10 protein-coding genes are annotated in these 13,176 nt (G+C 41.2%); 5 read left to right on the top strand and 5 right to left on the bottom strand.

Translation table 11 applies throughout. The features are described 5' to 3' along the window. Nucleotides 1-11 precede the first annotated feature (11 nt). The 5 genes from ACESQI_RS11485 to ACESQI_RS11465 form a co-directional block, all read right to left on the bottom strand. Nucleotides 12-2,456: a GumC family protein gene (locus ACESQI_RS11485; RefSeq protein WP_373126118.1), complete on the bottom strand. Its 2,445-nt coding sequence runs from the start codon at nt 2,454-2,456 to the stop codon at nt 12-14. A 22-nt stretch (nt 2,457-2,478) separates the two neighbouring features. Then, nucleotides 2,479-3,270 (bottom strand): polysaccharide biosynthesis/export family protein, encoded by a 792-nt coding sequence (locus ACESQI_RS11480; protein WP_195660664.1) that lies wholly within the window; start codon nt 3,268-3,270, stop codon nt 2,479-2,481. Between the two features lie 47 nt (nt 3,271-3,317). Then, nucleotides 3,318-3,800, bottom strand: coding sequence for a UpxZ family transcription anti-terminator antagonist (locus ACESQI_RS11475; RefSeq protein ID WP_195660663.1), 483 nt, complete (start codon nt 3,798-3,800; stop codon nt 3,318-3,320). Nucleotides 3,801-3,861: 61 nt separating this feature from the next. Continuing rightward, nucleotides 3,862-4,401, bottom strand: coding sequence for a UpxY family transcription antiterminator (locus ACESQI_RS11470; RefSeq protein WP_195660662.1), 540 nt, complete (start codon nt 4,399-4,401; stop codon nt 3,862-3,864). Between the two features lie 713 nt (nt 4,402-5,114). Beyond that, entirely contained in the window at nt 5,115-5,354 is a 240-nt protein-coding gene (locus ACESQI_RS11465; protein WP_234130791.1) for a hypothetical protein, read from the bottom strand. A gap of 102 nt (nt 5,355-5,456) precedes the next feature. Here ACESQI_RS11465 and ACESQI_RS11460 point away from each other — a divergent pair, with 102 nt between their 5' ends. The 5 genes from ACESQI_RS11460 to secA all read left to right on the top strand — a co-directional run bounded on the left by ACESQI_RS11460 (nt 5,457) and on the right by secA (nt 13,094). Next, nucleotides 5,457-5,804 carry an SH3 beta-barrel fold-containing protein gene (locus ACESQI_RS11460; RefSeq protein ID WP_196039522.1) on the top strand — a complete coding sequence of 116 codons (348 nt, stop codon included), beginning with the start codon at nt 5,457-5,459 and terminating at the stop codon, nt 5,802-5,804. A gap of 101 nt (nt 5,805-5,905) precedes the next feature. Then, on the top strand, nt 5,906-6,700 hold the full coding sequence (locus ACESQI_RS11455) for a DUF4373 domain-containing protein (protein WP_373126116.1): 795 nt from the start codon (nt 5,906-5,908) through the stop codon (nt 6,698-6,700). A gap of 250 nt (nt 6,701-6,950) precedes the next feature. Then, on the top strand, nt 6,951-8,159 hold the full coding sequence (locus ACESQI_RS11450; protein WP_025866461.1) for a DUF4105 domain-containing protein: 1,209 nt from the start codon (nt 6,951-6,953) through the stop codon (nt 8,157-8,159). Then, nucleotides 8,156-9,730 (top strand): alkaline phosphatase family protein, encoded by a 1,575-nt coding sequence (locus ACESQI_RS11445; protein ID WP_373126114.1) that lies wholly within the window; start codon nt 8,156-8,158, stop codon nt 9,728-9,730. Before ACESQI_RS11450 ends, ACESQI_RS11445 begins: the two co-directional genes overlap by 4 nt. Nucleotides 9,731-9,779: 49 nt before the next feature. Continuing rightward, entirely contained in the window at nt 9,780-13,094 is a 3,315-nt protein-coding gene (secA, locus tag ACESQI_RS11440; protein WP_195348446.1) for a preprotein translocase subunit SecA, read from the top strand. Nucleotides 13,095-13,176 lie beyond the last annotated feature (82 nt).

Below are 13,176 nucleotides of genomic sequence, written 5' to 3'. Positions count from 1 at the left end.
TATCAGGTTTTTTATCTTTTCCAAAAACGGGAAAGGATTTTCCTTACATGGCTCATCTTTGTATGTTTATGAGTATCATTACCGTAACCATAACCATATCCATAACCGTAGCCATAACCATAGCCATAACCGTAACCCTTATGATCTGAAGGAACTCCATTCAATATCACCGACATATTACGAAGTTGTTCCTGACGGTACATGTTCTCCAATTCCGGTAACTGACGACGATCCATCACACCCGAACGGACTACGAAAATAGTAAGATCGGCCACACGGTTCACAATGGAAGCATCGGCAACCATACCCGCAGGAACATTATCCACAATGATATAATCATAACGTTTACGAAGTTCCGTTATCAGACGGTCGAAACGTTCACTCAACAACAATTCGGCAGGATTGGGAGGTACGGGACCGGAGAAAATGACATCCAATTTTTCATACTCCTCACTCCTACCAATGATATCATCCAACTTATCCGTACTTCCCGAAAGATAATGTGTCAGTCCCATACGGTTGGAAGAGTTAGAGAAAATACCACTTAATGTTCCCTTACGGATATCAACGTCAACCAGAACAACTTTTTTATTCGTCTGGGCGATACTCATGGCCAGGTTACTCGAGACAAAGGTTTTACCTGCACCCGGATTGGCGGATGTAAACATGACCACCTGTAAGTTGGCGGCTTTCACACGCATAAAGTCCATGTTCGTACGAATGATACGGAAAGCCTCGGAGACAGAATCACGACTGTTCTCACGGACAACAATACCATCCGAATCCTCACCCTTATTATTACCATGACGGGGAATATTACCCAAGAAAGGAATAGTAAGCACTCCATCCAACTCCTTACGGGTACGCACTTTCGTATCCGTCACATTCAACAACCAGAATACACCCATGGGAATAGCCAGCCCTAAAACAATAGAAGCCATAAGAATCATCATTGTTTTGGGAGCTACCGGGGCACTGCTGCCCGAAGCGGAATCTATAATACGGGCATTACTCTCGGTAATGGCTTGTGTCAAAGCGTTTTCTTCGCGCTTATTCAACAAGTAAAGATAAAGCTCCTCCTTGATCTTCTGCTGACGTTCTACTGTAAGCACATATTTCTGCTGGGCAGGAACGGCCTCAATACGTTTCGTGGTCTGCTCTTCCTGCTCACGGATATTCTTCAACTGGATATTCAGTCCAACAATCAGATTATCTACCGAACGGATAATCGTCTGCTTCATAGCACTCAGAGAGTTATTCAGATCTATCACTATCGGATTCTTACTGCTGCTGCCCACCACCAACTTGTCACGCTTCAAGAGAATATCATTATATTCCTTGATCTGAGATTCAACACTGTTATCCGAAATTCCGGTATTGGCAGGAATCAAATCTGAATTCTTTTGAGGATCAGTCAAATACTCCTTAATGTATCTGGCAATACTCAACTGATTCTCCAGACTGAGACCTTCCTGCTGGTAACGGCTCGTATTGGCAAGGTACATACCTGTTTCGGAGGTAATATCCGTCAGTTGGTTCTCACGTTTAAAGCTTTCGATATTGGCATCCACACTTCCCAATTCACGTTCGATGATGATCAGACGTTCGTTAATAAACTTGGAAGTATTTACGGCTATCTGGTTCTTATCATTGATAACATCCTCATTATAAACGGCAATAAGCATGTTCAGGATGTCTTCCGCACGGGCAGTAGAGACGTCATCCAAGACAAGATTGATAATGGTGGCCGTCTTGCTGGCAAGAGACACTTTCAATCTGGCACGATACCCTTCGATAACACTCTCCAAATTGGATTTGACTACATTTACGGGCTTACCGTAAAATACATCCGTATAGTACAACGTAGGAGTAACAACCATCGGACCGATCGGAGTAGAAACCGTATCGTTCAGATGTACATCCAGAACCTCTTCCGAATGAACGCCCCCACCCCCTACAGCTAAAGAAAAACCGGAAAGACGCACCGTAGCAGAATCAACAGGAGTAACCACGACTTTTATAACCTGCCGCTCCTCCGCTTCCGGAAAAGAAACGGTGACCGGAGCATGGGTATAAAGTTCATCATTGCGCAAACCATTCTTCACCTTATAGCTCATATCCAAATGCAAACGTCGCGCAACCTCCTCCATCAAATGACGGGACTGAAAGACAAGCACTTCGTTATCCACATTACGTTTACCACCAAAAAGAGAAAGATCTGAAAAAACCGCCGACTCACTCATTCCACCACCTTTCGAATCATCGCGGATTAAAACGGAGGCCTTACGGCTGTATACTTTGGAAGAAGACTTTACGTAAAAGAACGCAATGCCGATACAAACTAAAACGGATAGTACAAACCAATACCAGTTGGATAGTACAAAACGGAGAATATCGGTTATATTGATCTCAGATTCCTGTTCAAGACTATTATTATTTTTCGATTCGGTATTCATTATCAATTCTTTATATTCCGGATTATTTAAACATGGTGACAATCAGAGAAGTAATGGAAGCAAGCACGGAAACCGCGGAAAGCCATACACCAACGGAATTATTGGAGTTGATACGGCTCTGGCCGGTCTTGGCTTTATTGGGTTCTACATACACAATATCATTCTGCTGCAGATAGTAACAGGGTGATTGAAAAATATCGGAAGAACGAAGGTCGTGATACAGAATACGGCGTTTACCATCTTTTTCGCGAATAACGGCTACGCGGTCACGACGGCCATAAATAGTCAAATCGCCTGCCATACTCAAAGCTTCCAACAGAGTTATCCGGTCACCGGAAATATCAAATGTACCGGGACGTGCTACTTCACCCATCACAGATACTTTAAAGTTCAGGAACTGGACAGTGACAATAGGATCTTTGATCAAATCTTCTTCTATTAATTTCTGCTTAATGAGCTCTGTCACTTGCATACGAGTCAACCCTTCCACATGAAGCTTACCTAAAATAGGAAAGTCGATATCACCGTTCTGATCGACAAGATAACCTAAAAGACGTTGTTGACCGGGATTTTGACTCCCAATCTGATAAGTTACCAGAGGCATATTAAAAGGCAAAGCCAGTTCAGGATCTTTACTATTCACCAAGATGGCCAGTAAATCATCCTTATGGATAATTACTTCATAGTTTTTATCAATATTTTCTTCCTTCAAAGAGGTTATATCCTGCAAGTAAAGTACCTCTTTCGGAGCAGAACAAGACACGAAAAGTGTAACCAGGCATAATAAAAAATAATTCAGTATTCTAACACACATAAGATTTTTATTAAATAAAGTTCCGTATTGTTATTTGTATGAAAATTTCATTCTTCCACATCCCAGTTACTCCAGGGGTTGGATTCCAGGCTATTCAGGTACTCAATAACTTCACATTCCGCTAAAGTTAATTTCCGGCCTTCCCAACTATCAATGATAGCATGGGCCTCTTTAGACAGCTCTTCATCAAATACCTCTCCATAACAAGCCACCAGCAACTGACATTTTAATAGTGAAACGGGAAGTAATGGAAGAACTTCCCAACTACGGTCCAGGATGGACTGTAGTTTTTGATTTTTATCACCATGATCATAGATGGTAGCATGGTACCCTGTAAGCAGAACATAACAGAGCTGTGCTTCTTCCTCCGCATTAGAGCCATGTAAATGGAAAAGGCATTCGGATTGACGATAAACCTCTGTATTTAGTTTGCAGAATTCGTTGGAAAAAAGAGGAGTACCCTCAAAACCTAAATTAAGAAGTTCATGAGTGATACGCCACAGGGTATCAATTTGTGATTGCAAAGACATGAGGAGAATTAATTATTAAAAATTAAAGCAAGGAAAATAAAAGTTAATAAAGGAAAATAATTTAATCTTCAATTTTTTCCATTAGAGAAGGATGTACATAGGTGGTGGCTACAGCCATGACCCCTTTTATACAAACGGATACACGCCGATCTCCCTTAACACGGAGAATAACACCTTCTACCCCTTCAAATATACCCCCAATAATACGTACCCGGTCTCCCTTTTGTAAAGCAGTGACAGCAGGATCAAGATAGACAATCTGTTCTTCATAATTACCAGAAACAGCAATAAAGCTACGCATTTGAGAATCAGGAACGGTGAGAGGACGCTGTGTCTCACGATCCATAATATAACGGACGGATAAAGAAGAACCCACCGACCGTTTGATATGGTCAATACATGCAAAGGAAGCATGAACGAATACAAGATTGTGTACTACAGGAACCAACTTGCGTATCTTACGATCCGCATGCCTGATGTACTCATAATGCATCGGAATAAAATTCTCAATTTTTTCGGCATCAAGCACCTCCTTTAGCAATAGTTCACGACTATAAGTAACACGAAGCGGATACCAACAAATGTCTGTAGTTTTGTTCACAATTGGATATTCTTTAGGGACACCGGGGTAATGAATTCCCTTCCGGTCAAGCGTGTATTAAACTAACTTTCTAATCTTAATACACTAACCCTCAGATGTATCCCTATCACAGGAGATAAACAATATGAGGGGTGAGATGTAGTATGTATATATTTATTTTCCCTTATACATATTTCATTATAAACGAACCACTTGATTATGAAAAGTGTTTCAATTGACGTTCGTTTAATGGCACAAAAATATATACTATTCTTTAATGTACAAAATATTTCTCAATAAAATAATTTATATTTCTGTTTGATGTTATATATGATGCTGATATATAGATATTTACATTGTATGGCGAAAATTTGTTTATTAAATGATTAATCTCATTTGGAACATGAAAAAACAGCTTGAAATAAGTGTGCCATTAAACGAACGTCTATTGAAACACTTTTCAATAAAAAAATAAGGTTTTAATTACCAAAAATCTATCTCTATACAACCTCTTCTTTTTATTATTGATTCATTGTCCAAATCGTAACTTTTAACAATCTTTGCAAAGTACAAAAATCATTTAAAATTTAAGTTTATGACAAACAACGATCAAAAAAAACAGATTTTAACGGTTCTATAAAGATAGAACTCGGAAACGGAGAAACGATAGAAGGTATTATTAATGTACAGCGCATTGACAAACAAGAAATTGACCACAGAATAGTAATCAGACATCACAAAGGATCTTTAATAAAAGCATTAGCTATTTCGCTTGCCTCAGAAGAAAAACCAACAGTCTGTGTAGCAAAAATTGCCAAAGAGATCAATACTCTATTTCGATTTGAATACAAAAAACAAGGAATATATAAGGAGGTTGAATTCAAAACATTAACTACTGAAATTAGCAGAACGATCGCATCCCGCAAAAAGAAAATATAAACTTCAAAAAGTAGATGCAATAAAAAATCCGCCATTTGAGCGGATTTTTACATTTATTCAACGATTAGTTCCATCCGAATATTATCCCGACCTTGCAGCCGTTATCGGAAAAATATAAACTCATAAAACAAAATGAAATGAAAAAAAGAAATTTGAAACCTGTTATGGAAAATGTAAAAAGGAGATGGACAAGACAAATCGTACAAGAGAAAGGATACACACAAACCACTGCTATATGGATGGTAGAGCGTATTGAGGAACTGATAGACTGGATGCAATATGGGTATGCTGTGATTGCCTACCGCAGGGCTATTGATGGAGAGTTTCAGTTTGTAAAGGCAACACTGATTTATTACAGACACGACTTCAAACGGGAGTACGAAGCAAGCAAAGTACAGGAAGCTGTGATGTACTGGGATGTAGAGGAAGGAAAGTGGAAACGCTTCCGCCTGGAGAACTTTCTGGAATGGAAAAAGTGTATTTAATTGAAAATTGAAAGTTGAAAATTGAAAATTGCTGTTCAGCATGATAGCGCAGCCAATTTTCAACTTTCAACTTTCAATTTTCAACTTTCAATTAAACAAATATGGCAACAGAATTTAATGGAATCGTTTACTTCCCTACAAAAGCAACCTTCTTTGAAGGAGCAGTGTCCGAATCGTTGGAGGCGAAATATGGTATCAAAGGACCTTATCTGGTAATAAAAATACTTTACAAGATATATAAAGAGGGGTATTACATACAATGGGATGAGGAACAATGTGAGATATTTGCCTATAAGCTGGGAAGGGAATATACGAAAGAAGAAGTAGACAGTATAATCGGTATACTAATTGAAAAAGGATTTTTTGATAAGAACAGCTATGAGGAGCATCGTATACTGACCTCGGTGGATATTCAGCGGGTATGGTTAGAGGCTACCAGCCGGAGAAAGAGGGATTTAACTAAATTACCCTATCTGCTAGAAGAGGTGAAATGTAAGGAGGAAGAGATAAAATGTAAGCAGAAAGAGAGTACGAACTCAGAAAATGCGAACATTTTTCCCGTTCAGATGGAGTTGAGTCTGGAAAATGCAGACATTTTCAGACAAAGTAAAGTAAAAGAAAGTAAAGTAGAAGAAAAGAAGAAGAAGGAGGAGGAGGATTCTATTTTGCCTCCACCTCCGGAATATGCGCTCAACAAAAAGACGCACAATTATGACGGCTTGCTACTGGCATTGGATCGGATTAAGGTGACGGACACCGGAGACATAAAGGCCATTCTACGAATGTCGAACTATGGGGAGATCGGTACTCCGGTGTGGAAGGTGCTGGCACAGACCTCGTGGGCTAAGATAGGGATGCCGGGAAAATATCTCATAAAGATACTCAGAAGTAGCTGATAATCAAGGCTTATAACATTGTACATTTTTGCTTGACAAGATTGTACAACCTTGTACCACAAAGGTGTACAATCTTGTCAAGCAAAAATGTACAATCTAATCTATTTCAATTTTTATTTCCTATCTTTGCTAAAAAAGCGAAGATTAGCTGCACCTTGGCATAAAAAATGAACGAGTTCATTTTATTCTACTCTCGGTTTGCATTATCTTTGCAAAAAAAAAAAATAGAGGTATCAGTCTTACAATCCTCATGATGAAAAAAATAAAAATAATATTGATATTGTTCTTTCTGTGCCTGGCTACAAATGGCAAAGGAACACCGGATAATAACGCGGATTCCATTCGTCTTAGTTTGCTGACATGTGCTCCCGGAGAAGAGATCTATTCTTACTTCGGACATACTGCCATCCGCTATGAAGAGCCATCCAAAGGCATTGATTGGGTATTCAATTACGGAATATTCAACTTCGGCGCACCCAATTTTATTTTTCGTTTTGCACTGGGACAGACAGATTACATTCTCGGAGGAATGAATTATGACCGGTTCGCAGCCGAATATATCTTCGATGAACGTAGTGTATGGCAACAAACACTCAACCTGACTCCGGAAGAAAAACAAAAACTCCTTGCGCTACTGATAGAAAACAGCCGACCGGAAAACCGGGTGTACCGGTATAACTTTTTCTACGATAACTGTGCTACCCGCCCACGGGATAAAATAGAAGAAAGTATACAGGGAAAAGTGATTTACAACTATCCGGAGAAAGACGGCACGAAATCATTCCGCGACATTGTACACCAATATACCAACGGGCATCCATGGGCACAATTCGGTATTGACTTTTGCATCGGAAGCGAAGCAGACCGCCCCATAACAAGCCGACAGATGGTATTTGCTCCGTTTTATCTGAAAAATGCACTTGCAACAGCAAAAATCACGAATAATGGGAACGAAAGGCCACTGGTGGCAGATACAGAACTAATTATCAATTGTGAAGACGAAAATTCATCACCTGCCCCAATAAGTATCGCGGATATATTTACCCCAATGAGATCGGCGCTGCTTTTGTTTATTATTGTAGCAGGTACCAGTATCTATGGTATCCGAAAGAAAAGAGGACTTTGGGGAATTGATCTCATATTGTTTGGCATAGCAGGCATTGCCGGTTGTATTATTGCATTCCTCGCTCTGTTTTCAGAACATCCTGCTGTCAGTTCCAATTACCTGCTTTTTGTATTCCATCCGGGAGAGCTTATCTTTCTGCCAATCATTGTAAATGCTGCCAGAAAAGGACGAAAATGTTGGTACCACATGCTAAACTGTATTGTTTTAACACTTTTTATACTGCTTTTTCCGGTAATACCGCAAAGAATTGATTTAGCTGTCGTACCTTTGGCACTCAGTTTGTTGATACGTTCAGCAAGCAATCTTATTTTGACCTATAAAAAAACGAAATGAAAGGATTACTGACTTCCATACTTACTGTACTTACCATTACCGGGCTACAGGCTCAGCCGCTACCTGCTACTCCAAAACTGGTGGTAGGCCTGACCATTGATCAGTTGCGTACAGACTATTTGGAAGCTTTCTCCTCCCTATATGGCGAAAAAGGATTCAAAAGACTCTGGAAAGAAGGCAAAGTATTTCGTAATGCGGAATATAACTTCAGCAAAGTAGACCGCGCCTCGGCTATAGCTGCCATTTATACCGGAACAACGCCTTCTATGAACGGAATTACCGCCAATCAATGGTTGGATATTTCGACACTACGCCCTATTAACTGTGTGGACGATCCGGCATTTATGGGAAACTATACAGACGAGAGCAGTTCTCCCACCCTATTGCTCACTTCCACTATCGCCGATGAACTTAAAATAGCTACACGCAACAAAGGGCTGGTATACGCTATTGCCCCTTTCCGTGATGCTGCCATATTTGCAGCAGGACATACCGGAAACGGTGCTTTCTGGCTGAATAACAATACCGGAAAATGGTGTAGTACCACTTATTATACAGAATTTCCCTGGTGGGTAAGCCAATATAATGATCGTCAGGCTGTTGATTTCCGTATCGGAGATATGACATGGACACCGGTTCATCCCATGGAGAAATATATTTATCTACCGGAATGGAGAGACACCCCTTTCAAATATAAATTTGATGATGACCGGAGAAATAAGTTCCGCAGACTGATAGCCAGTCCGTTCGTTAATGACGAGGTAAATTTACTGACCGAAGAGTTACTGGATAAGAGTAACATAGGAAAAGATGAAGTACCGGACATGCTTTCGCTGATGTATTACGCCGGCAATTATGCCCATAAAACCTCACAGGAGTGTGCTATGGAATTGCAGGATACATACGTAAGACTGGACCGCAGTATTGCTCACCTGCTAGATGTGATCGACAAAAAAATAGGACTTCAAAATGTACTTTTCTGCATTACTTCTACCGGATACGTAGACACAGAATCGGCCGATCATGGACTTTACCGCATTCCCGGAGGAGAATTCCACCTGAATCGTTGCGCAGCTCTGCTGAATATGTTTTTGATGGCTACTTACGGTGAAGGACAATATGTAGAAGCTTATTATGACCAGCAAATATATCTCAACCACAAGCTGATAGAGAAAAAGCAACTCGATCTTTCTGAAATACAGAATAAAGCAGCCGACTTCCTGATGCAATTTAGTGGCGTAAACGAAGCATATTCGGCACAACGCCTGCTATTAGGCTCATGGACACCGGAAATAGACCTGATACGCAACGGATTTCACCGCAAACGTTCGGGAGACTTGCTCATTGAAGTGCTGCCGGGATGGACAATTGTCAATGAATCCAATCCGACGGAAAACAGAATAATTCGTAGCGCGCATATCCCGGTACCACTTGTGTTTTTTGGAAACTCGGTAAAACCGGAGATAATAGACACACCTGTAAGTGTGGGCCATATCGCCCCAACACTGGCTCATACCATGAGGATACGGGCTCCCAATGCCTGTTCTTCAATTCCACTTACCATACGGTAAAAACACACTTTTTTCAACTTAAGTAAATAATAATAAATATAATACACAAATGGGATTTAATGAATTTTTGAGCTCGATTTTCGGAAACAAATCCACACGAGACATGAAAGAAATTCAACCTTGGGTAGACAAAATCAAAGCCGCTTACCCTGAGGTTGAAAAATTGGATAATGATGGACTTCGTGCCAAAACACAAGAACTGAAACAATACATCTACAACTCTGCTACCCAAGAACGTGCCAAAGTGGAAGAACTGAAAGCAAGTATTGAGTCAATAGAACTGGAAGATCGCGAAGAGGTATTTGTTCAGATTGATAAACTCGAAAAAGAGATACTCGAAATATACGAAAAAGCACTGGAAGAAGTACTCCCGGTAGCTTTCTCTATCGTAAAAGACACAGCCAGACGTTTCACCGAAAATGAAGAAATTGTGGTAACTGCCACAGATTTTGACCGTACACTGGCTGCAACCAAAGATTTCGTACGCATCGAAGGTGACAAAGCTATCTATCAGAATCACTGGAATGCCGGTGGGAATGATACGATATGGAATATGATCCATTATGATGTACAGCTTTTTGGTGGTGTAGTACTTCATAAAGGAAAAATCGCCGAAATGGCAACAGGTGAAGGTAAAACCCTCGTAGCTACCCTGCCTGTATTCCTCAATGCACTGACAGGAAATGGTGTACATGTAGTAACAGTGAATGACTATTTGGCAAAACGTGACTCCGAATGGATGGGACCGCTTTATATGTTCCATGGCTTAAGCGTTGATTGTATCGACCGTCATCAGCCAAACTCTGATGCACGCCGTCAGGCTTATCTGGCTGATATCACTTTCGGTACAAATAATGAATTTGGTTTCGACTACCTGCGCGACAATATGGCTATCAGTCCCAAAGACCTTGTACAACGCCAACACAACTATGCTATTGTCGATGAGGTAGACTCGGTATTGATTGACGATGCGCGTACTCCGTTGATTATCTCTGGTCCTGTACCTAAAGGTGAAGACCAACTTTTCGAATCTCTTTGCCCACTGGTAGAACGTCTTGTAGAAGCCCAGAAAGTACTGGCAACCAAATACCTGACAGATGCTAAGAGATTAATCGCATCAGACGATAAGAAAGAGGTAGAAGAAGGATTCCTCGCTCTCTTCCGCAGTCATAAGGCATTACCTAAAAACAAAGCATTGATCAAGTTCCTGAGTGAACAGGGTATCAAAGCCGGTATGCTGAAAACAGAAGAGATCTACATGGAACAGAACAATAAACGTATGCATGAGGCCACTGACCCATTGTATTTCGTTATTGATGAAAAGATGAACAGCGTAGACCTGACGGACAAAGGTGTTGACCTGATCACAGGTAATTCTGACGATCCGACTCTGTTTGTATTGCCGGATATCGCAGCACAGCTCTCTGAACTGGAAAATGAAAAGGATCTGAGCGACGAGCAGAAATTGGAAAAAAAAGATGCCCTGATGACTAACTACGCCATCAAATCGGAACGTGTACACACCATCAATCAGCTGCTGAAAGCATATACCATGTTTGAGAAAGACGACGAATACGTTGTAATTGACGGACAGGTGAAAATTGTTGACGAGCAGACGGGCCGTATCATGGAAGGCCGCCGTTATTCAGACGGACTCCACCAGGCAATCGAGGCTAAAGAGCGTGTTAAGGTAGAAGCTGCCACACAAACCTTTGCTACTATCACATTGCAGAACTACTTCCGTATGTATCACAAATTATCGGGTATGACCGGTACTGCCGAAACAGAAGCAGGTGAACTTTGGGATATCTACAAACTCGATGTAGTAGTAATACCGACCAACCGCCCTATTGCCCGTAAAGATATGAACGACCGCGTTTATAAAACAAAACGCGAAAAGTATAAAGCCGTTATTGAAGAAATAGAACAACTGGTCAATGCCGGCCGCCCGGTACTGGTAGGTACTACTTCGGTAGAAATCTCCGAAATGCTAAGCAAGATGTTAACTATGCGTAAAATCGAACATAACGTATTGAATGCGAAGTTACATCAGCGGGAAGCTGACATTGTGGCAAAAGCCGGTTTGCAAGGTACAGTGACTATTGCTACCAATATGGCAGGTCGTGGTACCGACATCAAACTGAGTCCGGAAGTTAAGGCTGCCGGCGGTTTGGCTATCATTGGTACAGAACGTCACGAATCCCGTCGTGTAGACCGCCAGTTGCGTGGTCGTGCCGGACGTCAGGGTGATCCGGGTTCTTCTGTATTCTTCGTTTCACTGGAAGACGATTTGATGCGTCTCTTCTCTTCCGACCGTATCGCCGGTGTCATGGATAGATTAGGATTCCAGGAAGGAGAAATGATCGAACATAAGATGATTTCAAACTCCATTGAACGTGCACAGAAGAAGGTGGAAGAGAATAACTTCGGTATCCGTAAACGTTTGCTGGAATATGATGACGTAATGAACAAGCAGCGTACAGTTGTTTATACGAAACGTCGCCATGCGTTAATGGGCGAACGTATCGGTATGGACATTGTAAATATGATTTGGGACCGTTGTGCAGCCGCCATTGAAAACAATGCAGATTATGAAAACTGTAAGTTCGACCTTCTTCAGACATTGGCTATGGATGCTCCTTTCACAGAAGAAGAATTCCGTAGTGAGAAGAAAGAAAAGCTGGCAGAAAGAACTTTTGATGAAGCAATGGCCAACTTCAAACGTAAAAGTGAACGTCTGGCACAAATAGCAAATCCTGTAATCAAACAGGTATATGAGAACCAGGGACATATGTACGAAAACATTCTGATTCCTATCACGGACGGAAAACGTATGTACAACATCTCCTGTAATCTGAAAGCTGCTTACGAAAGTGAATCTAAAGAGGTAGTGAAATCATTCGAGAAATCTATCCTGCTTCATGTAATTGACGAAGCATGGAAAGAAAATCTTCGTGAACTGGATGAATTGAAACATTCAGTACAAAATGCCAGCTACGAACAGAAAGACCCGTTGTTGATCTATAAACTGGAATCTGTGAACTTGTTTGATACCATGGTAAACAAGATCAATAACCAGACCGTATCTATCCTGATGCGCGGACAAATCCCGGTACAGGAAGCTCCCGAACAGGCACAACGTGTAGAGGTGCGTGAAGCAGCTCCCGAACGGCGCCAGGATTTAAGTAAATATCGCGAACAGAAACAAGACCTGAACGATCCGAATCAACAGGCTGCTGCACAGCAGGATACCCGCGAAGCTGTAAAACGCGAACCCGTACGTGCAGAAAAGACAGTAGGACGTAACGATCCGTGTCCTTGTGGTAGCGGTAAGAAATACAAAAACTGTCACGGAAGGGCGTAAGAATCAGTAGTTAGAATTCAGTAGTTAGTAGTTAGAATCTATGCAGTATGGAAGCGTTGCCATGCCGAAAGGATTCTGACTA

The sequence above is a fragment of the Bacteroides sp. HPS0048 genome (assembly GCF_964240755.1).
Lineage (GTDB): Bacteria > Bacteroidota > Bacteroidia > Bacteroidales > Bacteroidaceae > Bacteroides > Bacteroides nordii.
This window is presented reverse-complemented; position numbering and strand designations above follow the sequence as displayed.